This window comes from Enterobacter cloacae complex sp. IR5459 (assembly GCF_049238005.1).
GTDB classification, from domain to species: Bacteria; Pseudomonadota; Gammaproteobacteria; order Enterobacterales; family Enterobacteriaceae; genus Enterobacter; species Enterobacter hormaechei_C.
The window spans coordinates 649,930-673,886 of the sequence record NZ_JBMKIG010000001.1 but is presented as its reverse complement, the minus strand read 5'-3'; the positions used below and the strand labels follow the sequence as shown (position 1 = coordinate 673,886).

Below are 23,957 nucleotides of genomic sequence, written 5' to 3'. Positions count from 1 at the left end.
CCTTTACGGTCTACCGATACCTACATTCAGAACGTCCGGTAGACGAAGCTAAAATGCCCATTCTCAATGCCTGTACCTTCAGCTGCTACATAGCTTTGGACATGACGATTTATTAAAAGGCTCATAAAGGTTCAAATCATTACATAATAACTATTATTGTTTCTTATCAATAAATTATGGAAAAACATACCTTGACCGAGGCATCCATAGTGCTATGTTTACGGTAAGCGACACAGCGCTTGGACTGCACTCCTGAGGGACCATGACATTCGAGGATGATGCCTGTCTGCTATGTCAGGTTGGTCAAACCCTTCGCCCCGCAAGCGAGACAATCAGCACGGAAGATTAATAGTATTGGCAATCTGTAACGAAGAGTTGCAGTACTGCCCCTTCCATCATCCACAATGATAGCTATCAGTAAGTTAACGAAAATGAGAGGGCATCGGAAATGCTCGAAGTTGAATTTCAGGAATGGTTGAAGAGCAAAGGCGCCAAAACGCAAGCAGGCCTCAATTCCCGTATTTATGCTGTCAAAACTATAGAAAAAAATCTCGCAGCACTTGGTTCTCCTCATGCAGATCTGGATGCAGCCTACAAGGCGGATGGATTTGCGCAATTGCGGCAGCGGATCAAAGAGATTCGCCGTGATGCCAAAGACAACGGCAATGACTATCGGTTACTAATGCCTGAATCAGAGCAACCGCTTAACCGATTGTCCAACTGGAATAGCTGGCTCGGACAATATGGACGTTTTCTGAGCGGTGATGACTCTCAGGCCGACGAAATTCGGGATTATGTCCTTGAAAACTACATCACCCCAGCCAGAGAGCGAGGTGACACAAGTGTCACCCTGGTAGTTGGTCCTCTGAATACTGAAATGGGTCTCGACAAGGGATGGCCGAACATCTGTCAGGCTCTTGATGGTCAAAAATTTCAGGAACTAGCGGATGTTCCCCCTCCGGTGACGGAAGGGCCTAAAAAGAGCACAACCCGGAAATATACGTTCATCCTTACGGAAGGAAGCGAACTGGTGGCCCACACTAAACCAACTCCGACTAACCTTATTTTTTACGGTCCTCCAGGTACCGGAAAGACCTATCACACGGCGAGGGAAGCCGTAGCGCTCTGCGATGGCAAAGATGCCTATCCGAACTCAAAAGATGGGCGTGCGGCCCTGATGGCGCGCTATAACGAACTGATGGCAGAAAAGAGAATCTCTTTCGTCACATTCCACCAGAGTTATGACTACGAAACCTTCGTTGAGGGCCTTCGTCCAGAAATCGGTGAAGATGAGTCTTCGTCTGCTGGATTCAGACTCATGCCTACGCCGGGGCTCTTCAGAGAAATTTGTGCCCTTGCCGATCAGGCCAGAACACAACCCCGTGCACAGACAGATGCCTCGGCACTGCAACTATCCCAAAAACGCTTCTGGAAAATGGGGCAAGGGACAATTGGCACCGAAGACGATGTGTATGAAGATGCCCGCGACAATGGGTATATCGCTCTGGGTTGGGGTGGGACCATAGACTGGAGCGCGGATAGATTCTCATCGTTCAACGCGATCCATGATGAATGGATCAAGCAAAATCCAGGGAATCTGACGCCTAGTAACTGGACGCAAACCTATCCCTTCCGTTGCGAAATGAAGCCTGGTGATATCGTGATTGTCCCTTACGGGAACACTGCGTTTCGCGCTATCGCTGAAATAACTGGTGATTACTATTTCGTTCCTGAAGCCGAAGGTTACTATGCCCACCGCCGCCCAGTTCGCTGGCTACTGACCCTTGATGAACCACTGCCACTCGATACAATTATCGATGGTAACTTCACCATGCGGACGCTCTATTCCATTGCCACCAGTCGTGTGAATATCCCGGCGCTAGGCAGACTGCTCTCAAGTACAGAGAACCTGGATAATAGTTCCGATGTTAAAGGACAACCAGAACAATTCGTCCTCATTATTGATGAGATCAACCGGGCAAATATCTCGAAAGTGTTCGGTGAACTGATTACGTTAATTGAGCCGGATAAACGTCTTGGAATGCCTGATGCACTCACCGTAACTCTGCCTTATTCGAAAAAGAAAGATTTTGGCATCCCCGCCAACCTTCATATCATAGGCACCATGAATACCGCCGATCGATCCATCGCATTGCTCGACACAGCATTAAGGCGGCGATTCAACTTCCGGGAAATAGCTCCCGACGCGACCCTGCTAAGTGAAGTAGAGGGGATCGATCTCAAAGCCGTTCTTAGCACCATCAACCAGCGTATTGAATATCTTATAGGCCGGGAATATCGCATTGGACACGCCTTCTTTATCAATTGTGAATCCAGGGCACAAGTTGAAGATGCAGTGCGCAATAAGGTCATACCGCTGTTACAAGAGTATTTCTTCGAGGACTGGAGCCGAATCGCGGCAGTGCTGGGCGATGGTTTTATGCAGGAAGAGCAGATTTTACCGCCACCCGGAATAGAGGGGGAACCATTATCAAGCTGGTCGGTACGTGCACCGTTCAGAAATGACGCCTTTGATCGACTGATAGGCAAAGCCAGAACGTTAAATGTCACTGCTCTTGAGGTGGCTGGTGAATCGAAAGAATGACGCACCTCACGGTTCGCGAATGGGGTGGTGTTTGTGTGAACACAGAAAGCAGCATAAACGCTCCTCATGCTTTTACCCGCCCTCAGGCTAACGCGCTGCTAACGGCGGCGCGCGAGCATCCGCTGGCAAATCAGCACGGTACCAATATCTTAATCGATCGCCATAACAAAATTATTGCCGGGCAAATGGTTGGGGTCATTGCCGCTCCGGGATGTAGCCTTGAGATCCTGCCCAAATTCGACGACGAGACGATAGAACCGGACGCCACAATACGCAGTCGCCTGATACGTATGCTTGATGTCGCCCTCGGCCTTAAACTCGGCAATGGACAGGCTGCAACAATGGCGAGACAAGCTGAAAGCTTGCTAGAGATACTCATCCGCTTGTTCGCCGAACGACTCTTATCTGAAGTACATCGAGGATTACCGCGCACCTATTTGGCACAGGAAGACGATTTGCCCTCATTGCGCGGAAGGCTCAATATCAAAAGACAATTCACTACGCTTGCCGTCCGCCCCGACCGTCTCGCCTGTCGTTACGACGAACTATCGGCTGATACCGCCCTGCTTCGAATAATGAAGGCTTGTGTAGTTCTGCTTCACCATTATGCCCGCGCTGCTGATACACTCCGTCGTCTGAATGAATTGCGCATCCTATTAGCGGGTGTTAGCGACGTCCCTTTCAGTCATCTGCCGTGGTCACAGGTACGGATCGACCGAACCAATCATCGCTGGGAAGCCCTCTACAATCTGGCACGTCTTCTCCTGCGACGCGACTGGCAAGCTACACACTACGATAAACGAGCGCAAAACGGGATTACACTGCTTTTTCCAATGAACGACCTGTTCGAGGCATATATAGCGGCGCTGGCGAAGCGTGCTGTACGCGGTACGGAATGGACGGTTCGTGCACAGGCAGGCAGATTATACTGTCTGATCGAGGACGTAAAAGAAGGCAAACCACGCTTCCAGACCCGACCGGATATGCTTATCGAGCGGGACCATCAGATTGTTATGATCATAGACACTAAATGGAAGCGTATTGGGCGTCATCCCGAAGATGCCAGGCATGGCATATCGCAGGCTGATGTCTACCAGATGATGGCCTATGCACGGATTTATCACTGCCCACAAGTTTTGCTTCTCTATCCACATCATGCAGGTCTGGGAACGCAACCTCTGAATGCAGGCTATAGGATTCTAGCAGGCAAGGAACAATTACAGGTGGCTAGTGTGGATCTGATTCTCGATGAGGACAAGATTGTCGGGCAGTTAATTAACCTTCTCGGCATCAACACGCAGTGAGGTGAAAAGGCGAGACCGTTGCACCTTGAGGCTCGGCTCTCTCAATAACCTCAACCGCGATTAGGGCTCAAACCTACATGATCATTTAATGCATTTAATATACTGGGCTTATAGTCTTGGTACGTAGAGAATAGACGGTAAGGCATGTCCGCGATGAGCGATAAACAGACGTTCGCAATTTGCACTGTACAACGTCTTCTACCCCAGTTGTTCACATATTCAGGAAAACGCCCCAATTACCCCTTTACATCGGACCACTACTTTAAGTACCAACTGTATTATCCACACTAGTAAGCCCTACAAGAATTTGTTATCAATAGAGATAGAACAAACACGAGCAAAACCATGATGAAAAGTGTGCGATTTGCTCTCTATAAACATGTTAGGAGGTTAGATGGAACGATTGAGGGAGCAATACCAAGAAAGAATAAACAGAGTCCTCCTTGACGGCTTTGAGAAGGAATTATTGGACTCTGCCTTTATTAATCTTTTGACACCGAACCCACTTAGGTTGAACAACTTTGCATATGCTCTACGTGAACTAACAAGGCATGTTTTACACCGGTTAGCACCTGATGATGAGCTTCAGCAATGCCAATGGTTTTCGCCGGATCAGACATCATCAACAGGAATTACTCGAAAACATCGCATTAAATTTGCGATTCAAGGAGGGCTTTCTGATTTCTATGTAACGAAAAAACTTTGCATTGATGAGATAGATGAGGTATCAAGCGAATTGATTGCTATCATCAATCGTTTAAGTGGATTTACACATATAGAAGAAGCAACATTCAAAAGCTCAATCGAAAATACTGAAAGAACCGCAGATGAATGTCTTTCAGCAACTCTTGACTTTGTTAACAAGATTGATGAACTGAGAGCCGAAGTTGCAGATAAGCTCTTCGATGATATCAATGGAGTTCTGATCGACAGAATAAACAGCGAATCGGTTGTTGAGTTAATGGAAATATCGACCCATCAGTATATTGATGAAATAACAGCAGAAAACATTTCTGTTGTTAAAATTGGCGTAAACTCTATGGAGATGCATGTCGAAGGGAGAATAGGAGCGACCTTAATGTACGGGTCAGCATCCGATCGGCGTAAAGGAGATGGAGCTGAAATTCCGGCCTCGTTTCCCGTATACAGTGAAATGGAAGTTCTATTTAAACAACCATTGGGTAGTGCCATTAACCTTAATCAGTTTAGCGTAGATATTTCGAGCTGGTATGAGTAAGCCTCCTAACAAGACTATGCACTGCGACGATTTTTCCATTACGCCTTTGCCTCCACTACAAAGCCGCGCATGCTGGCGGCGTTATCAACATCAGTTTCTGGCACAGGGTTGCTGTTGCAGCCCTGACAACCTTAGAGTTCTCTAACGCATAATCGACTTTAATGCCCAGATAACGGACTATGCTTTCCTGTTTCTTATGATCCAACAGAAGTTGGATTGTAAGTATCCCGCTTAAACGGACCATTTGGTCTTTGTTCCACGGTGACGTGTTCATACTCAAATCTCCTGCAATGTGGGAGATTTGAGTATGGTTGTTCCTTATGAGCGATCTGCAGACATTCAAAATACATGCTTTCATCCTCCACCTGTCGTAAACGACATAGTTCTGTTACACACAGATCGGCAAATTTCTTCTTCCAATTATAAAAAGTGGCCTCAGAAGTCCCCATCTTTCTGCAGACTTCCCCGACGCGAGTGCCAGTTTCGGCCTGCTTCAGCGCAAACGCTATCTGTTCTTCGGTACAACGGGTCTTTTCATGGCTGACGTGCCTCTCTGTAAGATAAAAGAAAGACCGGATACTTCAGTTTAGCCTTGTACTGTTTTCAGGGGGAAGGTCGTTAAGGTAACATACTCCATATGCAAGAGGACCTCTATAAGAGAATAAGGTGTCTAAGCGGGATACTTACAACAACATCGGCAGCGATGCGGGTTTCTCATTATAGATGGTATCGGCAGATATGGATGCATACGCGGATTTCGCGATGTCGGTGATTCGTAGATTGCCCGGGAATAAAGAGGTGCAGAGTATGTTTGTGTTGAAGGAGATAAAGAGATGACGGGTTGGCCTCTAGAGTAAATCAATTTCAATGATATTGTATCATAAAAATGAGTTACTAAATTAATAAGGAATAGAATGGAAATTGCATATTTGTGGGTCGAAAGATTTAAACAATTTAAAGATTATGGTTTGAATTTATCAAGCAAATACTTTTTTAAGTATAAAAAAGAATCATCTGAACTTCTTGTGGAAATGAAAGAAACATATCCAGAAGACTTTTTCGGAGGCAGCGTAAGCGATATTACCGCATTGTTAGGGATTAATGGGGCGGGAAAAACAACATCTTTAGAATTAATCTGTAGACTTATAACGGAAAGTTTTAGAGTAAGAAGTGATTTCATCATTATTTACAAGAAAAACACACAATATTATATTGTGAATAGGATGGAAAGTGATTTGACTTACCCTGAGTCATTAATATTACCTGGAGATATTAATGACTTAAAAAAAATTAGAGTTATGTTTTTCTCGAATGTCTTCGATGCAAATTACATTGACTTTCCTGATGAAGTTGTTGATATATCTTTGAACGCAAAAATGAATCCTAAAAACATTCATAAAAATAGCTTTAGGAGATTAGAAAGCGTTCTTGAAAAGCAGATTAGATTCTTGGGTTCTCATGCGGCAAGAAAAATAAAATTACAACCACCTACTAAAATTGAATATCGAATAAGTAGGACGATAAAAGAAAGCTTGCGAGGATTGAGTCGGAAAAATAACTTTCAGAGCTCAAGTGATGAGGCAATTAGTGAATTAAGTTATATTTCAGAGGGTTTACAGCGAATTTTTTTAAGAGAAGTTCGTAAGATTGGTCGTGATAACCTTTTCAATTTGTCCATTACAATTATAAAACAGCAGTTCATAGCCAGTTTGATAAATCCAGGCTCAAAAGTCGATTATTGCATCGCTGATATATTAGAAATAGTTTCATCCTTATTACGTGATGATGAAACATCTACTGACGTTATTCTGCAAGCGATCTTGGACGAGTCACAGTCAAGAGACAGTATTTATAATTACACAGAAAATCACATTATGAGTGAGGTTGTTGGTTGTGTGTTACTCAATCTAAAATCTATTTTTGAATCGTTAAATTTCACTCCTGATTCTTCATTAAGAAACTCAAAGATAATTTTTTCGTTAGACTATTCTGAATGTAGTAATTGGCAACATCAAAAACTTTCGAGTATGTTTGAAGTGTTTTGGGGTTGTAATGCATCTTGGTCCGGCTTAAGTTCAGGGCAAAAGGCATATCTGAATATATTCAGTTTGGTTTGGGCGGCAATCTCTGAAGGTGAACATTCGCGCGATGAAATGGATAGTGTTATATGTATTGATGAAGGAGACTTATATTTGCATCCACAGTGGCAAATCGACTTCCTGCAAACACTTATAAGAAGTCTTCCTGAAATATCCAAAGGTAAAATTCAAATAGTTTTTACTACACACTCTCCACTGTTAGTATCAGATGTTCCCAAACAATGCTTGTTAATACTTAATGGTAACAACTCACAGTTGAATATGCTAGAAGATATTAATACTTTTGGAGCGAATTTTTATGATATTTACTCAAAGGCTTTTGGTCTTAAGGGGGTGCGCAGTGCATCAATCTCAAACTCTTATATTTCAGAAATACTGCATATACTTGACAAAGAAACTTTAACAAAATGCGATATTAAAAAATTGAATGAATCATTAGGGCTAATTGGTGATGAGTTGGTCTTGCATCATATTCGGAAAAGGATTTCTTAAAATGATTAGCATACAGAATCATATTAAAGGACATGGGGAAATACCTGATTTACTCATTGAAGAGTCTTTGGAGAAATTGTGGACTTTTCTGAATCAAGTAGATAAAAAAGGTCTTTTCAAAGAAAGCTCATTAATAATGAGAGTGAGATCTTTAAAAAAACACGTCACAACTGACCAATATAAAAATGATAACCAAGAAAGTTTTTCTAGACATTTTTCTTTAATGAATTATTTAGATGATGAGGTCGTTTTAAAAAAAATAGTATTTTCTAAACCTGAGGTTTTTAAATCAATTAAGTCTGACATTAATAAGCACGTGAATGATAGTGATTTATTCACAAAGAAAAAAAACTCTTTTGTAAAGACAAATTTTTGCAAGTTATTACTTTCTCGAGTGTTTAATTACGAATCATATAGAAGTAGCGCTACTCTCTATGAGATATACGAAAACATGTTTTTTGATAAAGCTACTTGTGTATATTGTAATGCTGACTCTGCTTTAATTATCAGTCAGAAGGAAGGAGGGTTAAATAATAAACAGGCTTTATTCGAATTGGATCATTTTTATCCGAAAGCTAAGTATCCTTATTTAGCTTTGTCTTTTTACAATCATATACCATCATGTTCTAATTGTAATGGAAAGTTGAAGCGTTCACGGGATTTCACTGTCGAAACTCATATACATCCGTATGTTCGTTGTTTCGATGATGAGTACGATTTCGTTCCAAATATGGATGTTTTTACTGGAGGACCATTGAATCTTGTTAAGATGAGAATTAAAAACGGTCAAACTGATTCATTAGTTAAAGATTTAAAACTTGAATCAAGATATTCAAAGCTTTTATCTGTGTCTTCTGCTAATGTATTTATTGAAATGTTGCATAAGTATGAAGATGTAATTAGAGACGGCTCAGCAGATCCTAGATATGAAGATATGTTGCTCGATTTAATTAAGAGTCATGTATCCCTTGAAAAAAATGATGTTTTAAAGAGAAGTTACAGTAAGCTTAAGTTAGACTTGCTACGAGCCTTTGACATCAATTCAAGAATAGTAAAATGATTGTTTGGTGGGGCGATCCCACCATCATTAAAACTATTTATTTTATACAGTGTGACCTAAACCCCGTTTTTTCACACAGACTGCTGTTAGTTACTTCCGCTTTTGGCACTGAGCGGTCCTTCATTGGCGCCACGGCAGGGAAGCCCACTTGGACATTCTGGTGATTCTGTCCAACGCCTATTGAAACTAAATCAGTTCTCCCCAACATTGGACATGGCACTCTCGCCGGATCACGAAGAGATTATGGAACATGATGCACGTCTATAAAAGACCACCAAATCAGCTCCTTTCTATAGCTCGTTTGAAGTGTCATTTGTTGCATGAAGTGGAATCAAATAAATCAATAATGACTCACTGGGAAGCAGCCAGAACAGCACTCAGGAATTTGGGACATCATGCAAGCATAGCCTCGTGGGTTTCACTTAAAAATGATCCCCGAGTTTTCACTGATGGCGCCGAAGAAAAGCATGGGTTCATTTTTGCTAACGATGAGGATGATACTGTGTTTGTTGTCACTTCTTGGCCGATTGAAGAGTACGGCCCCCCTCTCAATACATATTGATCTTTTGAACTGGACAGAAGAGTTATTCTGTCCAGATGCAGCAGTGAGCTTCAGAACTGCGCTATCACCACTCTGGTCTTGCCTTCTGAATCGCCCCCCTCCAGATCGGCAACCACACCTTTCGGGTTATTCACCCATCCATCCGGGTCATAGACAAAACAGACCAGCGTGTCACAGTCCGGGTGGGCGCGGTAACGGGCCATATCAATAATTAATTCTTCTCCGATTTTTCCCGCTCCCAGAGACTTACGTGTTTTCTTGACCTCGATTACTATTTTTTCTTTCTTGAGCAAAAAATCCTGTCTGGAGGACGAGCCTGCATAACTCGGCGAAGCCTCTTCCGGCCTGACATCATCGAAATGAAGGGTGAGAAGAGCATGAACCAGATCCTGAACGTCATACTCGTCGGTTACCTCAATGCTATCTCTGTTGTTATATCTTTTTTTCAGCTGGCGACAGAACGACGGAAACCTTTCAAGCACGTTAATTATCAGATCTAATCTGTCAGTTTCTTTCAATACTGGGCTAGTATTCAGAGGGAGGGCATAATCTAGATCAGCTTTTGCGGCATCAAAAACCGGTTTTAATTGTGTGGTGAGAATTTCATAATTTGAGGCATAAAATCCTTTTTGAGCTTTGATAAAGTCTTTGTAAAATTCAGAATCCTGTCCATAACTGTCTTCCAGTAACTTTTTGACCCGTCCGATCCATATTTTATATTTTGCTGCATCCACATACATTTTGTTTGCGTTCAACAACGAGTTGTATTGCATCGATTTGGTCGATAAAACGTCTTGAAAGTCCTCTTCAAATGAGTCAAATCGTTCTGCTAAGCTTTTCTGCATGATAGTGCCGTCCGTAGTGCTAGTTGAGTAATCTCGGATTATACAATGTCCCACCATCAACTAGCTGACTTACATCGCGTTGATCGGTACATGACGACGTCAGCTTTGTCAGCCCCTAGCACACAGCGGGCGGCTAGCAGAATCACGAAGGTCGTTATGAGCAAGGAGTGAACATAGTTTTCATCTCTATTGTTTATGGTGACGCTGACTGGATGCAGGGTGTCACAGGAGGGATGCTTCGGGCCGTATTGGACGTCGCACCAGTTCCCCTTCGCAGTTCGGGCACTGGCCATTAAGCCGTTGGGTCACGCAATCAATACAAAATGTGCATTCAAATGAACAGATGAATGCCTCTTTTGATTCAGGTAGCAGATCTTTATCACAGCATTCGCAATTAGGACGGAGTTCAAGCATGGTGCTCTCTTATTGTTAAAGGGACTTCATTGGCTATACCAAAGGCCATCTACCCGTATCTCCTTATGCGATAGATGACGCTATTGTTTTTCGCGTGTATTAGATGAGCATGGTCTACAGTCTGGAAAATTCAAGAGAGTGAATTATCCGACAGAAACACTCACTTCCGGAAACAAACGACAAGCCTGTAGCGTCCACCAGAGCCTAAACTAGCAAGCCCCCCAACAATCAACTTAAAAATCAAACAGATACAAAAATCCCTTCCATATCAACACCATCGCCACTCTTTTTGCGCCTTCCCTTCCCCGCAAAAAATCAAAATCCCCAACAAGCTCAACCACCTACCCCACCAATTACAAGGACGCCAGCCCAAATAATGATCCGGATACGTCCGGTGAAGTACAGAAAGCCCGCACTGCGCAAGCTCTGCGGGCTTTTTTGTATCTATCCCTTCTCGCCCAACGCCCCCTCACACGCCAGCGCCAGCACCATCAGTGCCGCCTCATCCTCCTGCACCGATAACATCTCCATCCCTACCGGCAGCCCGATACGGCTTACGCCACAGGGCAACGTAATGGCAGGCAGGCCGCTGATGGCGGCCAGTTCCGGCGCGCAGCCTGGCGGCATCTTCGCCATACTTTCTGGTAATCGTTGTACGGTGGGATACACAAATCCGTCGATGCGCTGCGCCTCCGCCACCTGGCAAAGGTTCTGCCGCAACAGGCGCTGAAAGCGACGCCCCGCCAGCCAGAGCGGGGTTTTCAGCGTGTTACTCGCCAGCATCTGACGTAGAAACGGCGCAAACTCCGGCAGGAAAGCGCCGGAGTCCACAATGCTCGTCAGTCCGGAGGGAGCGCCAGGCTGTTTGCTAAGCCAGTCGTCAATCGCCACGCGAAATTCATACAGACTGAGGCAGGTGGCCTGCCTCACCTCTTCAAGGAAAGGGAGTGAAACCTCCACCAGCGTCGCTCCGGCACGGCGCAACGTGTGCAGCGCCGACTGCCAGACCTCCAGCTGTACCTCATCCTCTCCCTGTAACGCGGTTACCACACCAAAGCGAACGCCTTTCAGCGAACGCACAGGAAGCGCAACCGGCGGCAGGCCATGGATCACCGCATGCAGCAAGGCGGCATCTTCAACGCTATGTACCATTGGCCCAACGGTATCTTTGCTGGGCGAGAGCGGCGCTACACCGTCCAGCTGTGAACGGCGAAAGGCAGGCCGTAGCCCCACCAGCCCGGTATAGCTACAGGGAATGCGGATAGAGCCGCCGGTATCGGTACCCAATGCGCCATCCGCCATTCCCGCCGCCACGGCCGCAGCGCATCCTCCGCTGGAACCTCCGGCGGTGAGTGTCGGGCAAAGTGGATTCGCCACATCGCCCCCCAGCGAGCTTCGCGAGCGCACATCGAACGCGAACTCGGACATATTGGCCCTGGCGAGAATAATCGCCCCCGCGCTGCGCAATCGCTGCACGACCCGTGCATCCGCTGTCGCGTTAAGTGAGGCCAGCGCCCGGCAGCCAAGAGTAATGGGCATCGGCGCGCAGGCAATATTATCTTTGACGATCAGCGGCACGCCGTGCAGGGGGCCGATCGGCTCTCCACGTCGACGCTGCTGCTGATGCTGTTCCGCCTGAGACATAGCGTCAGGGTTAACCCCGAGGATCGCGTTGAGCGCCCGGTGCTGCTGTATGACGTCGAGACGTTGGGCAATTTCCTCCGGGCAGTCGTCTGGCGGTATCAGGCGCTTCATAATCTCAGGCTCCCCGTGCTGAAAACCGGGCAGAAGGCTGCCCGGGATACGTTTTAGTCCCGCATGCCGGTAGTAATGGCATCAATGTCCTGCGGACGCAGACGAATTTCCGCCGCCCGTCGGTGCCCCTGCATCCCCTCGGTACGGCTCTGGCGGATCGCCGGTTCTGCGATTGCCGGGATACCCTGCTCGTCAATCCACTGATGGGTACAGATTTTGACGTACGCGCCAACCCACAGACCGCCGGTATAGCTTGCCGCCGCCATCGTCGGTAACGTGTGGTTGGTGCCGCAGCATTTATCAGAGAACACCACACTGGCGTTCTGACCAATAAACAGCGAGCCATAGTTGCGGATCTTCGCCGCCGTCGCGTGCGGATCGCGGGTATGCACCTGCAAATGCTCCGTCGCCATATGGTCAGCAAAAGCAATCAGCTGCGCTTCATCTTCGCAGAGCACAATCTCACCCTGCCGGCGCCACGCCTCCCCCGCCGTTGCCGCCGTTGGCAGGCTGGCGAGCTGACGCTCAACCTCCGCCAGGGTACGCTCAGCGATATCCCGGCTGGTTGTCGCCAGCCCGACGCGGGTATGAATATCGTGCTCTGCCTGCGCCAGCATATCGGCGGCCAGAATGCGCGGGTCGGCGCTGTCGTCCGCGATAGTGAAAATCTCGCTCGGCCCGGCGAGGGCATCAATGCCGACCCGACCAAAAACCTGGCGTTTCGCTTCATTAACGAAGGCGTTGCCTGGCCCAACGATTTTGTCCACCGACGGAATGCTCTCCGTTCCCCAGGCCATAGCCGCAATGGCCTGCGCGCCGCCAACTTTGAAAATGCGGTGCGCGCCTGCCAGATGGCAAACTGCAATCATCGCCGGATGGGCGCCCGGGGGCAGACAGGCGATAATCTGTTCACAACCCGCCACCGTCGCAGGAACAATCGACATCACGGGAGCGGAGAGAATCGGATACCGACCGCCCGGCACGTAGCAGCCCACCGTCTGCACCGGGATGATCCGGTGACCGAGATGCACGCCAGGCAGCGTCTCTACCTCCAGCGGCTGCATGGTCGCCAGCTGCGCCTGCGCAAAACGACGCACCTGATTAATCGCAAACTCACTGTCGCGGCGCGTCTGGGCATCCATCCCCTCCAGTGCTTCGGCGATCTCCTGCTCGCTCACCTCAAACTGCGCGGGCACGACCTTATCAAACTGCTGCGAAAAGGCTCTTAGCGCCGTATCGCCTTCGGTTTTCACGCGCTCGATAATGGCGCTGACCTTCTCCGTCAGGGAACGATCGGCCTGCGCATCCTGCCCCTGCGGGCGCTTAATCCAGCTCACCTTATTTAACATTTACGCGTCCTCCATCTGGCCGAGTTTGATTTGCGCCAACAGCGCCAGATGGTCGTAAACCACCCACTCATCAACAATTTTTCCGTTGACGATGTGGTAGTGCGACATGCCCATCACAAACAGTCGTTCTCCGGTCGGCTTGCCCAGTTCGCCGTAACCCAGGTGATGCCCTTCGATGATCCAGCGAACGGCCACTTTGACGCCGCCTTCATCGCACGGGTTGGAACAAATATGCTGCGGCAGCCACGCGCCGTCAGGGATCATCCCCACCAGCGCTAGCGTCTGATGGGTTACCGCCGCGGTGCCGTACAGCTCTTTCATCAGCGGACCGTGCCACTGTACGTTAGGCGCATACACTTCTTTGATCTTGCCAAACATCCGGCGGTTGTAGATCTCATGCAGCCAACGCAGGCACTGCTCCTCAGTATCGGTGTGCGCAATGGAAACATCGCACTCCATCTCCGGCGGATATTGCCCCAGCATGCGGCCGTTTTCGCCGATGTCCATCACGCGGAAGCCTTTATCGAACTGCTCTTTTGCCATATTAAATGCGATTTGATCGGTGTTCAGGCCAAGCTGTTTCATTAACGACATGTTGTCGCTGACCACCCACTCCCGATAAATTTTATTCTCGTGGATCATGCAATCCGCCACGGTCCGGGTAACGAAGGAGCGGTTGGTCGGCTTGCCTAAATGGCTGTGCTGGGTATGCCGCCCGCTTCCCGTCACCAGGTGAGAGGTATAAAAACCGTCAACATCATTTCCGTTCCAGATAACCTGGGTTGCCATTCCGCGCCGTTCCGGGAAGGCAATTAAGCGTTGCAGCGTATCCTGTACCACCTGTTCACGGTTATAGAGTGTCCCCAGCGCGTTATACAGCACGCAGTTATGGGTATAGTGAGAATAAATTAAGCCGACATCGCGCTCGTCCCATATTTTATGGGTGCAGCGAACGATATAATCGACAATATCGGTATAGCAGTCATCAAAGCCGCGTAATGATTGCACACGCGGTCTTTTTTCCGGTACCAGATCGACAAAATCACGACGCTCCACCTGTAATACAGGTTCCTCTTTCAGCGATTTCACGCTGCTTTTTTCGGGTACGGCTGGTGCTTTATTTGTTGCTTCGGTGGAAGACATATAAACTCCTGCTCTGTTTTCAGACAATAAGAACCCGCACCCGTAAGTGAGGGTGAATTAAACACGGTTAATATTTGCAGCCGGAATAAGGGGGCTGCCGCCCCATTAATTAAATATTTGCGACCAAATCGCTAATTCATCGATCCCCAGGTATTCACGGAAAATTAAACCATCACGTAATTCAAGCTGGCTGATACCGGTAATTGATATGGGTTTACGGGTCGGCGCACCAAATTTGCCGTAACCGTCATGCCAGGTTAACAACGACCAGCGCAATGAAAGTCGAATCGGCTCATTAGGATCTTTACGCACAATCAGGTGATGAAGTTGCGTTTCGCTGTCGGCAAATGAAGCGCGATAACCGGAAAGCTGTGCGCCAATTTCCTGTTCGCCGGTGCAGAGGCAGTGCCCCGGCGCGTACAGCGTCGCCGCCGGGTGATAGAGACCGGGCACCACGCCGCTGTTACCGCCCGCCCACATCGTTAAGTAGCGCTCAACGACCCCGGCCAGCGCCCCTTCCACGTCGTCGCCCTCGGGCCCGCCCGCCCAGCGGGCGTCCAGCGTCTCAGCAGACACAGATTCCAGCCCAAGCTGCTGGCGCATGGTCGCCAGGTTAAAAGCAAAATCGCGGACATCCAGCCCCAGTTGCGCCACAATCGCGGCACGATCCTGAAGCAGCCACTCCTGGCGTACGGCACCATCAACACAGATGCGATCGGCCCAGGTGCGGACCCAGACATTTTTCCCCGTCGGCGGGCCAAAAAATCCCTCCCCCTGGTGCTGAATGCGGGCTACGGTACGCTGCGCCGCATAGTACTCATCCCCCGGGTTCTGGCTGCACAGAATATCCTCCGTCAGCACCGCTCGCTGCGGGAAGCTGTGCATCGCCTCAAGCGTCAGGCGCATAAACTGGGAAAGCTCATGCAGCTGTTTTTCGGGGGTAGTGAAAACCACCGGCGTGGCGTAAAAATCCGCCAGCTGGCCGATATCTTTCTGCTCCCACACCACGTGCGTCAGCGTCAAAATGAACTGCTGGATAGAGTCGAATTGAGGGCTGAAGCCCCGCAATCTGGTCATGTGCGCTCCTTAGACTGGAATAGCGTTAAACCATTGGTTTCGATAACGCCGCTGCGTGGGCGACGCGCCGAGTGGCGTATCACCAGCGTACCGGGCACCGTAATCTGTTCAGGCTCTATGGTTCCGCTGTCAATTTGTTTCATTAACAGTTCCACCGTGGCATCCACCATCGCGCCGACCGGCTGCGACGCCGAGGTCAACGCATAAGAGGGCCAGCCGGAAGGGCCAATGTCGTCATACCCGACAACGGAGACCTCCTCCGGAATGCGCAAACCAAACTCATAGCGCGCCACATCCATTACCGTGACGGCCATATGATCGTTGGCGACAAAGACCGCATCCGGCGCTGGCGACGTCGAAAACAGGGTATAGGCTGCCCGGGTGGTTTGCTGAGCGTCGTAATTCCCGTGCACCACCCGCACATCGGTGATGCCATGTTCTTCCAGCGTGGAGATGAACCCGCGCTGGCGGGCAATATTGACCGGGGAATCGGCCACGCCGCCCACGTAGGCAAAACGCTTGTGCTCCCCCGCCAGCAGAAACTCGGCAATCTGCCGCGCGGCCGCTTCGTTATTACTGTTGACGCTGGAGGCCATGCCACTGTCTTCGCTGCGGTTAAACAGCACTACCGGGATCCCGGCGGCAAGGCATTCTTCAGATAACTCCAGCGACAGCGTCACCGAGGCCAGCACAATACCATCCACCCGGTACTGCATAATCTGGTCAAAAATACGGTCAACGTTGCCTTCCCGGTCGCCAACGAACAGCAGCAGGTGATAGTTCAGCGTATCCAGCTTTTGCGCCAGCGCCTCCAGCACCTGCGAGTAAAAGGGGTTATCAAAGTAAGAAATGACGACACCGATAATGCGCGAACGAGCCGTGTTGAGCGAACGGGCAATCGCATTCGGGCGATAACCCAGCTCGCGCGCTGCCTTCAGCACTTTTTCACGCGTTGCCGGCGAAATGCTGGCCCCCGGCGTGAACGTTCGCGACACCGCAGATTGCGATACCCCCGCCAGCTGAGCGACCTGTTGGGATGTGACTGCTGCAAAAGTCTTACGTTTCATTACCCCTGATTCCTTATCAACGTCCTGCCCATTTGCGCGTGCTTCAAACGCCTCAGCAAGTGGGTGTTTTTTATACTTACACCACCTTTGCATGCGTATGCAACACAAAAAATTAAAATTCTCACAACAAGATCGAGATCACTTTACAAACATGAAACCTTTTCGTAACCTCAAATATTGAATACGTATGCAAAGAGTTTTCATACCGTCAATGGTACCGGAGAGAACAGGAGTCGCCCAAAGGATTGAACCGGTAAACGTCGTCCCTGACTGGTTATAACCCATTAATTCTCAAGAGGTTCAAAACCATGTTTCAAGCACTGTTACGCCGTCGGGAAGCCCGGCTCTTTTTTATCATCAGCATCCTGTTCTTTATCTGCATCCATAGCATTGATGCATTCCTGGCCCCCATGATGATCAACCAGGGCATTGAGCCACAGATCATGGGCATCATTATGGGCGCGTCTGGTCTGGCAACCCTTCTGATACGCTTCCCGTTAGGCATTATTTCCGACGTGGTTAAAAGCCGCAGGATCTTCATCCAGATTGGCCTGCTGCTGCCAATTATCGCCTGGCCGATTGCCTGGCTTGAACCCAATGCCATTACGCTGTATCTGGCGAAAGCGGCAGACGGCGTCACGGCGGCGACCTGGGTGCTGTACAACATCCTGTTCATGCGTTACTTCGGTCGCAACGAAGCCCCTGCCGCCGTCGCGCTGCTGGCGCTTGCAGGGCCCATCGGCGTGTTTCTCGGCAACTGTATTGGCGCGGTGCTGATTCACTATTTCGCCAATAACATCGCCTTTTTTGTCTCCTGCATCTCCGCCCTGGTGGCGTTGATCCTGACGACCCGCATTCAGGACGTGCACGACCCGGTTCAGGCCCCCACGCTTAAAGCCTGCATTACCGGCGCGCGCCAGCAGCTGGCCGACCGTTCCGTCTGGCTTATTGGCATTCTGGCGACCGCCGTCATTCTGGTGCCCTTCGCCACCCGCGACACGCTGACGCCGGTCTATGCCGAGCAGCTTGGCGCCCGGGCGGGGATCCTCGCGCTGCTGGGTAACATTCACCTTCTTTTTTACGGGCTGGCCATCGCCCTGTGCAGCTCGGTGTTTTATCAGCGACTTGGGCTGGTAAAAACCGCCGTGCTCGGCATCGTTTTACAGGTGATATCCACTTTCGGCATTCCCTTCACCAGCAATATCTATGTTATTTACCTGTGGCAGGCGCTGGCGGGGTTCTCGTTCGGTATGGCCTTTGCCGCATTCATGTCGCTCAGCGTAGTGAATACCTCGTCTGATGAACAATCCACGCGAATGGGGCTATTCCAGACCATTTATTCCTGCGGCATGTTTGTCGGGCCGGTAATGATGGGCGTAATGATGCAACATATTAACCTGTCGTCCGGTTATATATTGATTGCCGCCCTTTCCGTTGTGGCCGCTATTGCCACGCCGCTGTCCGCTCGATGGGTATATGCCCGTAAAACGCAAACCTCAGCCCAATTATTAAAAAACGGTGCGTACGCTGCCGCGCCGGATCAATAACCCTTTCTGAAGTAAATACCCTTTCCCGGCTCGCCGGGAGGACAACTGACATCTGAAAAAGGTAAGGAGAAGCGAGTGTCCTGGAAATTAAAAACCGGTAAATCTACCGAAGAGCGCCAGCAAGCCAACCAGCAAATAAGAGAAACGGTTGAACAAATACTTGCAGATATTGAAAAACGCGGAAATAAAGCCATTCGCGAATTATCCATTAAATTCGATCGTTATGACCGTCAGGATTATCGTCTGACGTCCGCGGAGATTGACCGCTGCATAAAACAGTTAAGCCGTCAGGATATTCAGGATATTGAATTCGCCCAACAGCAGGTCGCGAATTTTGCCCGCGCGCAGAAAGAATGTCTGCGGGACCTGGAAATTGAAACGCGTCCCGGCGTTATTCTCGGGCATAAAAATATTCCGATTAACGCCGTGGGATGTTACGTGCCTGGCGGAAAATATCCCCTGCTCGCCTCCGCGCACATGTCGATCATTACCGCCAGCGTGGCGGGGTGCTCAAGAATTATCAGCTGTGCCCCGCCGTTTAACGGTCAGCCCGCCCCGGCGATCGTCGCGGCGCAAAAAATGGCTGGCGCAACGGAAATCTATGCCCTTGGCGGCATTCAGGCGATAGGCGCCATGGCGCTGGGCACGGACTCGCTGGCACCGGTCGACATGCTGGTCGGCCCCGGTAACGCCTTCGTCGCGGAGGCCAAACGACAGCTGTTCGGCCGGGTAGGTATCGATCTGTTTGCCGGTCCGACGGAAACGCTGGTGATTGCCGATGACACCGTTGACGCGGAAATGTGCGCCACGGATCTGCTGGGCCAGGCCGAACACGGCGTCACCACCCCTGCCATCCTGCTGACGAACTCGCTCCAGCTTGCCAAAGAGACGCTCAGCGAAGTGGAACGGCTGCTGGAAAAGCTTCCTACCGCCGACATTGCCCGCCAGTCGTGGCAGGACTACGGGGAAATCATCGTCTGCGACAGCCACGAAGAGATGCTGCTGGAGGCAGATCGTATCGCTTCCGAACATGTTCAGGTGATGACCGACCGGGACGACTGGTTCCTGGCTAACCTGACCAATTACGGCGCGCTGTTCCTTGGACCACGTACTAACGTGGCCTACGGCGATAAGGTGATCGGCACCAACCACACCCTGCCCACGCAGAAAGCCGCACGTTATACCGGCGGCCTGTGGGTGGGCAAGTTCATGAAAACCTGCACCTTCCAGAAAGTCCTCAGCGACGAAGCCACCGCCGAAATCGGCAGATATTGTTCCCGTCTGTCGCTCCTGGAGGGGTTCGCCGGACATGCCGAGCAGGCCAATATTCGCGTGCGCCGTTATGGCCAGACGGAAGTTCCCTACGCCACACCGGCCCCGGTCAGGGAAAAGGTGTAAGCCATGACGCTTTTGCAAACGCCCTCTTTCACCCTGCACGGCAAACGCGCGCTGGTGACCGGCGGGTCAAGAGGGATTGGCTTCGCTGCCGCCGTCGCCCTCGCACAGGCAGGGGCAGAGGTCTGGATTGCCGCCCGGGGCCGCGAGGCGCTTGCGCATGCCGCAGGTCTGGCAGCGGAACACAGCCTCGCATTTCACCCGCTGGAACTGGATATTACCGACGCTCAGGAGGTGGAGCGTGTGCTGGCGACGTTGCCCACGCCCGACATTCTGGTGAACAGTGCCGGGCTGGCCCGCCACCAGCCGTTTCTTGAGGTAAACGAGGAAAATTTCGATGCGGTGATGGCGCTTAACCTGCGCGCCACCTTTTTTGTCAGCCAGCATGTGGCGCGCAGAATGCGGGCGGGCAGTAAGGGAGGAGCGATTATTCACATCTCATCGCAAATGGGACACGTTGGCGGCCCCGAGCGTAGCGTGTACTGCGCTTCCAAATTCGCGCTAGAAGGGTTAACCCGAACGATGGCGCTGGAGCTGGGCGATGCGGGGATCCGCGTCAATACGCTGTGCCCGACCTTCATTGAAACCGACCTGACGCGTTCGTCACTCGCCGACCCGGCATTTCGCCGCTATGTGCTGGACAACATCAAACTGCGCCGGCCAGGCAGGCTGGAGGACATTATGGGGCCGGTAGTGTTCCTCGCCTCTGAGGCCGCCGGGCTGATCACCGGCAGCGCCCTGATGGTTGACGGCGGCTGGACGGCTACGTGAGGGATGCAATGGAATATCCGCTTCTGGACAATACCGATCTACCGCTGGTGCTGCTTGGTGGCACCCTGTGTAACGCCCGGCTCTGGCAGCCCCTTATTGAAAGGCTGAACATCTCAGCGGTGCTGTGCATCACGCTGACGGGCGCAGAGTCCGCGCCGCAGGCGTCACGGCGGTTATTAAAGGTTCTGCCGCCGCGCTTTCTGCTGGCGGGCTTTTCGCTCGGCGCGATTGTCGCGCTGCAAATGGCCGCCGACGCGCCAGAAAGAGTGAACGGGCTGACGCTGATTTCCGTTAATCCGTTGCCCGTTGCGCCAGACACCCTCGCTTCACGCCGGGAAGCGGTACACACCGCACAGGCGCGGGGCCTGGCCGACTGGCTGGTCTCCTCGCTGTGGCAGAGCTATGTCGCCCCGTCACGTCTGTCCGATCGGATCCTGCAAGAGACTATTTGCCGAATGGCGCAAGAGTGCGGCATTGAGACCTTTGCCGGGCAAACGGAAATGGCCATTCACCGGCAGGACAACCGGACTGCGTTTAACGCCCTCGCCTGCCCCACATTACTTCTAAACGGCGCGCAGGACGTTATCTGCACGCCTCATCATCATCAACTACTGGCAGCAGGCAATGCGAACGTGACCAGGCATACGGTGGAGGCTGGCGGGCATTTTATTCCGCTGGAAACCCCGGATGAGATCGCGCCGCTGCTGCGTCAGTGGATAACGGAGTGCATACAGTGCGCAAAAACAGTTTAAAGACCGCATTTCTGGAAAATACCCCGATCGTTAACGGCTGGCTGGCAATCCCCTCCGGGTATAGCGCGGAAATTATGGGCCATCAGGGTTACGACGCCGTCACCGTCGATTTGCAGCACGGCATGATTGATTTTGCCAGCGCGTTGTCGATGCTACAGGCGCTATCGGCCACGCCTGCCGTGCCGCTGGTGCGGGTGGCAGATAACGATCCGGCGCAAATCATGCGCGTATTAGACGCAGGAGCCTACGGCGTAATCTGCCCGATGATCTCCAGCGCGGAACAGGCTCGCCGTTTTGTCGCGGCCTGTCGCTATCCACCGCTGGGGGTTCGCTCCTTTGGTCCGGCCAGAGGTCTACTCTATGGCGGCAGCGATTATCCACAGCACGCCAACGACGAGATCCTGACGCTGGCAATGATCGAAACCCGCCAAGGGCTGGCGGATCTTGACGCCATCCTTGATACCGAAGGGCTGGACGGTGTGTTTATTGGCCCCAACGATCTCTCGCTGACGCTGACCGGCAGTGCCAGCGCCGAATCCCAACATCCCGAAATGCTTGCTGCTATTGAGCGGGTGATTCACTGCTGCCGCCAGCAGCAAAAGATTGCCGGTATTTTCTGCACTTCCGGCGCGGCCGCGGCAGCGCGTATTGCTCAGGGTTTCCAGTTTGTTACCCCTGCAAACGACGTTATGCAGCTGGGTCGCGCCTCACGTGAAGCCATTGCCCTCGCCCGCGGCAACGCCATCCCTACCACCGGAGCATCCGGTTATTAAAAGGAGAAATGATGAAAACTATCCATCTTACCCAGAGCCAGGCACGAACACGGTTAATCGCCCCCGACGATATGGTCTCCTGCAATCTTGCTTTTATTGATTGCAAGCTGCCCGGCTCGCATCTCAAACAAAACTTTTCCTTCATCGGCCCGGGTGTAACCCAGTCCAGCGAGCAGGTCGTCAATATTCCCGAGCCGCACGGCTTTAACATTGGCGCGGCGGCTATGCCAAAAGGGGTGACGAATAACCTGCATCTGCATTTCACCGCAGAAGTGTTCCTGATCCATGAAGGGACGTGGCGTTTTCGCTGGGGCGCCAACGGCGAGCATGAAGCTGAATTTAGCGCCCCCACCATCCTCTCAATACCGACCTGGATCTTCCGCGGTTTCACCAACGTCAGTAAAGAAGATACCTGCGGCATGGTATTTACCGTGCTCGGCGGGGACAACACGGGCGGCATCATCTGGCACCCGTCAGTGCTGGCGGCTGCCAGCGAATACGGTATGTATCTCAGCAAGGATAATATGCTGATTGCGCAGGAGCCAGGTGAACCAACGCCCGATCCCGCCGCGCTGCTGACGCCGCTGTCAGAGCAATATATTGCCAGTCTGCGTGACTACAGCGTTGAGGAGATGCGCCAGCGTGCGGTAACCGGCGATGACCGCCGCTGGTCAGCACAGGGACTGCTGGATTCGGTGCTGCCGGGACACGGCGGCGAAATTGCGCCGGTTATCGGTTTCGGCATTTCACAGGATCGGGATTCCGCTCCCGCTATCCTGAGCCCGCACGGTTTTTCCGTCGAATGGTTGCGTCTTGCTGACGACCACATTGTCGGTCGCCATCTCTGCCCGGATATTCAGGTGATCATGGTCTTTAAAGGCCAGCTGGAGGTGACCTGGAACGAGGCGGGTAAGGAAGTCAGCATTATCGCCCCGGAACGTTCGGTGATCTCCATTCCGGCAAACAGCTGGCGCCGCTACCGCTCGGTTGATGGCAATGTGGAGTTTATTCTGACGACCCGGGGCGATCAGCGTAAGCGCCTCTACTGGGACGAGGCGATTCTGCACGAGGCGAGAGAACACAATCGCTGTATCGATCCTGATGGCTACGTGGCGGATGCCGACATCCTGCCAGCCACGGCCCGTCGGGCCGGTGCGATACTGGCAAAATGGCAGGCGGAGGCCTGACTGGGCTTGTGCTCGTCATCACGATACTGGCGCAGATTGATCACTGCGCCATTGTGAATACCCACATACAGCCCTGATCGGACCTTCTTAAACGTCACAATTATCCGACCATCCTCTTCTCCAGAACGGTGATATTTTTCCCTGCAATATTTTCTACCGTGAAATTATCCACATACAACAAAATGAGTTTCAGTCCTCTGCCGCTTTCAGCCAAAAGAGAGGCATCGAACGTCGCGTCGTCACGCACCGCCGCGAGACGTTCAGCGGGAAATTTATCGCCATCGTCCGTAAAACGCAGCGCCGCGTCCGAGACGGTAACGATGAACTCCACGGTGAAGCAACGTTCCGGATCCTCATGTAGCGCATGACGAATAATGTTGGTAGCCGTTTCACAGGCGGCGAGATCGAGCGCAAAGCGCCAGTCATCGCTAACGGACAGCGAAGCCATCTGACGCTCAAGCCATGCCGCAAGCGGCGAGACGGAGGTTAACGTGGCGGGAAAAGTAACGTCGTTAGCCACAGT

The 23,957-nt window shown here is 51.0% G+C and carries 20 protein-coding genes and 2 pseudogenes; 13 read left to right on the top strand and 9 right to left on the bottom strand.

The window, feature by feature from the left end; all coding sequences use genetic code 11:
• Positions 1 to 448 precede the first annotated feature (448 nt).
• The 3 genes from ACOTX4_RS03190 to ACOTX4_RS03180 all read left to right on the top strand — a co-directional run bounded on the left by ACOTX4_RS03190 (position 449) and on the right by ACOTX4_RS03180 (position 5,146).
• Positions 449 to 2,605 (top strand): AAA family ATPase, encoded by a 2,157-nt coding sequence (locus ACOTX4_RS03190; protein WP_058656518.1) that lies wholly within the window; start codon positions 449 to 451, stop codon positions 2,603 to 2,605.
• Positions 2,602 to 3,909, top strand: a complete 1,308-nt coding sequence (locus ACOTX4_RS03185; protein WP_058656517.1) for an McrC family protein — start codon at positions 2,602 to 2,604, stop codon at positions 3,907 to 3,909. Before ACOTX4_RS03190 ends, ACOTX4_RS03185 begins: the two co-directional genes overlap by 4 nt.
• 394 nt (positions 3,910 to 4,303) lie before the next feature.
• A complete protein-coding gene (locus tag ACOTX4_RS03180; RefSeq protein ID WP_058656516.1) occupies positions 4,304 to 5,146 on the top strand; it encodes a hypothetical protein in 843 nt (280 codons plus the stop codon).
• A 350-nt stretch (positions 5,147 to 5,496) separates the two neighbouring features.
• Here the strand turns inward: ACOTX4_RS03180 and ACOTX4_RS03175 are convergent.
• Positions 5,497 to 5,724 (bottom strand): annotated as a pseudogene (locus ACOTX4_RS03175) (transposase); the annotation flags it as partial.
• A gap of 112 nt (positions 5,725 to 5,836) precedes the next feature.
• Here ACOTX4_RS03175 and ACOTX4_RS03170 point away from each other — a divergent pair.
• From ACOTX4_RS03170 to ACOTX4_RS03155, 4 genes and pseudogenes are all read left to right on the top strand, one after another.
• A pseudogene (locus ACOTX4_RS03170) lies at positions 5,837 to 5,983 on the top strand (Lrp/AsnC ligand binding domain-containing protein); the annotation flags it as partial.
• A 77-nt stretch (positions 5,984 to 6,060) separates the two neighbouring features.
• Complete coding sequence (locus tag ACOTX4_RS03165; RefSeq protein ID WP_058656514.1) at positions 6,061 to 7,737, top strand: AAA family ATPase; 1,677 nt, start codon at positions 6,061 to 6,063, stop codon at positions 7,735 to 7,737.
• 1 nt (position 7,738) lies between these two features.
• Positions 7,739 to 8,797, top strand: a complete 1,059-nt coding sequence (locus ACOTX4_RS03160; protein WP_058656513.1) for a hypothetical protein — start codon at positions 7,739 to 7,741, stop codon at positions 8,795 to 8,797.
• A gap of 250 nt (positions 8,798 to 9,047) precedes the next feature.
• Positions 9,048 to 9,359: a hypothetical protein gene (locus ACOTX4_RS03155; protein ID WP_072202097.1), complete on the top strand. Its 312-nt coding sequence runs from the start codon at positions 9,048 to 9,050 to the stop codon at positions 9,357 to 9,359.
• A gap of 50 nt (positions 9,360 to 9,409) precedes the next feature.
• On the opposite strand, the gene ACOTX4_RS03150 is transcribed toward ACOTX4_RS03155, so the two are convergent.
• The 7 genes from ACOTX4_RS03150 to ACOTX4_RS03120 all read right to left on the bottom strand — a co-directional run bounded on the left by ACOTX4_RS03150 (position 9,410) and on the right by ACOTX4_RS03120 (position 17,009).
• A complete protein-coding gene (locus ACOTX4_RS03150) occupies positions 9,410 to 10,204 on the bottom strand; it encodes a hypothetical protein (RefSeq protein ID WP_058656512.1) in 795 nt (264 codons plus the stop codon).
• 222 nt (positions 10,205 to 10,426) lie between these two features.
• Entirely contained in the window at positions 10,427 to 10,618 is a 192-nt protein-coding gene (locus ACOTX4_RS03145) for a DUF1272 domain-containing protein (RefSeq protein ID WP_072202096.1), read from the bottom strand.
• A 444-nt stretch (positions 10,619 to 11,062) separates the two neighbouring features.
• Positions 11,063 to 12,373 carry an amidase gene (locus tag ACOTX4_RS03140; protein ID WP_109948916.1) on the bottom strand — a complete coding sequence of 437 codons (1,311 nt, stop codon included), beginning with the start codon at positions 12,371 to 12,373 and terminating at the stop codon, positions 11,063 to 11,065.
• Between the two features lie 53 nt (positions 12,374 to 12,426).
• Entirely contained in the window at positions 12,427 to 13,722 is a 1,296-nt protein-coding gene (gene hisD, locus ACOTX4_RS03135) for a histidinol dehydrogenase (RefSeq protein WP_421635351.1), read from the bottom strand.
• Positions 13,723 to 14,865, bottom strand: a complete 1,143-nt coding sequence (locus tag ACOTX4_RS03130) for an ester cyclase (RefSeq protein ID WP_032659993.1) — start codon at positions 14,863 to 14,865, stop codon at positions 13,723 to 13,725.
• A 105-nt stretch (positions 14,866 to 14,970) separates the two neighbouring features.
• Positions 14,971 to 15,942 (bottom strand): nuclear transport factor 2 family protein, encoded by a 972-nt coding sequence (locus ACOTX4_RS03125; protein WP_015571630.1) that lies wholly within the window; start codon positions 15,940 to 15,942, stop codon positions 14,971 to 14,973.
• On the bottom strand, positions 15,939 to 17,009 hold the full coding sequence (locus ACOTX4_RS03120; protein ID WP_063938328.1) for a LacI family DNA-binding transcriptional regulator: 1,071 nt from the start codon (positions 17,007 to 17,009) through the stop codon (positions 15,939 to 15,941). The genes ACOTX4_RS03125 and ACOTX4_RS03120 overlap by 4 nt, the downstream gene beginning before the upstream one ends.
• Before the next feature lie 308 nt (positions 17,010 to 17,317).
• On the opposite strand from ACOTX4_RS03120, the gene ACOTX4_RS03115 reads away from it, so the two are divergent.
• The 6 genes from ACOTX4_RS03115 to ACOTX4_RS03090 all read left to right on the top strand — a co-directional run bounded on the left by ACOTX4_RS03115 (position 17,318) and on the right by ACOTX4_RS03090 (position 23,434).
• Positions 17,318 to 18,556: an MFS transporter gene (locus ACOTX4_RS03115; protein ID WP_058647803.1), complete on the top strand. Its 1,239-nt coding sequence runs from the start codon at positions 17,318 to 17,320 to the stop codon at positions 18,554 to 18,556.
• A gap of 75 nt (positions 18,557 to 18,631) precedes the next feature.
• Positions 18,632 to 19,954: a histidinol dehydrogenase gene (gene hisD / locus ACOTX4_RS03110; protein WP_063938331.1), complete on the top strand. Its 1,323-nt coding sequence runs from the start codon at positions 18,632 to 18,634 to the stop codon at positions 19,952 to 19,954.
• Between the two features lie 3 nt (positions 19,955 to 19,957).
• Positions 19,958 to 20,722, top strand: a complete 765-nt coding sequence (locus tag ACOTX4_RS03105; RefSeq protein WP_045335646.1) for an SDR family NAD(P)-dependent oxidoreductase — start codon at positions 19,958 to 19,960, stop codon at positions 20,720 to 20,722.
• An 8-nt stretch (positions 20,723 to 20,730) separates the two neighbouring features.
• Positions 20,731 to 21,474 carry an alpha/beta fold hydrolase gene (locus tag ACOTX4_RS03100; protein ID WP_003862268.1) on the top strand — a complete coding sequence of 248 codons (744 nt, stop codon included), beginning with the start codon at positions 20,731 to 20,733 and terminating at the stop codon, positions 21,472 to 21,474.
• Entirely contained in the window at positions 21,456 to 22,247 is a 792-nt protein-coding gene (locus tag ACOTX4_RS03095; RefSeq protein ID WP_022651683.1) for an HpcH/HpaI aldolase family protein, read from the top strand. Before ACOTX4_RS03100 ends, ACOTX4_RS03095 begins: the two co-directional genes overlap by 19 nt.
• A gap of 11 nt (positions 22,248 to 22,258) precedes the next feature.
• The gene (locus ACOTX4_RS03090; RefSeq protein ID WP_063938333.1) at positions 22,259 to 23,434 is read left to right on the top strand and encodes a hypothetical protein; all 1,176 of its coding nucleotides are present in this window, start codon (positions 22,259 to 22,261) and stop codon (positions 23,432 to 23,434) included.
• Positions 23,435 to 23,534: 100 nt separating this feature from the next.
• Here ACOTX4_RS03090 and ACOTX4_RS03085 read toward each other — a convergent pair whose 3' ends face one another.
• Positions 23,535 to 23,954, bottom strand: coding sequence for an ATP-binding protein (locus ACOTX4_RS03085; protein WP_080337577.1), 420 nt, complete (start codon positions 23,952 to 23,954; stop codon positions 23,535 to 23,537).
• Positions 23,955 to 23,957: the final 3 nt, after the last annotated feature.

Bases quoted from the DNA above. Each gene is read 5' to 3' on its own strand.
- ACOTX4_RS03190 (WP_058656518.1), top strand. From the start codon at position 449: ATGCTCGAAGTTGAATTTCAGGAATGGTTGAAGAGCAAAGGCGCCAAA.
- ACOTX4_RS03185 (WP_058656517.1), top strand. From the start codon at position 2,602: ATGACGCACCTCACGGTTCGCGAATGGGGTGGTGTTTGTGTGAACACA.
- ACOTX4_RS03180 (WP_058656516.1), top strand. From the start codon at position 4,304: ATGGAACGATTGAGGGAGCAATACCAAGAAAGAATAAACAGAGTCCTC.
- ACOTX4_RS03165 (WP_058656514.1), top strand. From the start codon at position 6,061: ATGGAAATTGCATATTTGTGGGTCGAAAGATTTAAACAATTTAAAGAT.
- ACOTX4_RS03160 (WP_058656513.1), top strand. From the start codon at position 7,739: ATGATTAGCATACAGAATCATATTAAAGGACATGGGGAAATACCTGAT.
- ACOTX4_RS03155 (WP_072202097.1), top strand. From the start codon at position 9,048: ATGATGCACGTCTATAAAAGACCACCAAATCAGCTCCTTTCTATAGCT.
- ACOTX4_RS03150 (WP_058656512.1), bottom strand. From the start codon at position 10,204: ATGCAGAAAAGCTTAGCAGAACGATTTGACTCATTTGAAGAGGACTTT.
- ACOTX4_RS03145 (WP_072202096.1), bottom strand. From the start codon at position 10,618: ATGCTTGAACTCCGTCCTAATTGCGAATGCTGTGATAAAGATCTGCTA.
- ACOTX4_RS03140 (WP_109948916.1), bottom strand. From the start codon at position 12,373: ATGAAGCGCCTGATACCGCCAGACGACTGCCCGGAGGAAATTGCCCAA.
- hisD (WP_421635351.1), bottom strand. From the start codon at position 13,722: ATGTTAAATAAGGTGAGCTGGATTAAGCGCCCGCAGGGGCAGGATGCG.
- ACOTX4_RS03130 (WP_032659993.1), bottom strand. From the start codon at position 14,865: ATGTCTTCCACCGAAGCAACAAATAAAGCACCAGCCGTACCCGAAAAA.
- ACOTX4_RS03125 (WP_015571630.1), bottom strand. From the start codon at position 15,942: ATGACCAGATTGCGGGGCTTCAGCCCTCAATTCGACTCTATCCAGCAG.
- ACOTX4_RS03120 (WP_063938328.1), bottom strand. From the start codon at position 17,009: ATGAAACGTAAGACTTTTGCAGCAGTCACATCCCAACAGGTCGCTCAG.
- ACOTX4_RS03115 (WP_058647803.1), top strand. From the start codon at position 17,318: ATGTTTCAAGCACTGTTACGCCGTCGGGAAGCCCGGCTCTTTTTTATC.
- ACOTX4_RS03105 (WP_045335646.1), top strand. From the start codon at position 19,958: ATGACGCTTTTGCAAACGCCCTCTTTCACCCTGCACGGCAAACGCGCG.
- ACOTX4_RS03100 (WP_003862268.1), top strand. From the start codon at position 20,731: ATGGAATATCCGCTTCTGGACAATACCGATCTACCGCTGGTGCTGCTT.
- ACOTX4_RS03090 (WP_063938333.1), top strand. From the start codon at position 22,259: ATGAAAACTATCCATCTTACCCAGAGCCAGGCACGAACACGGTTAATC.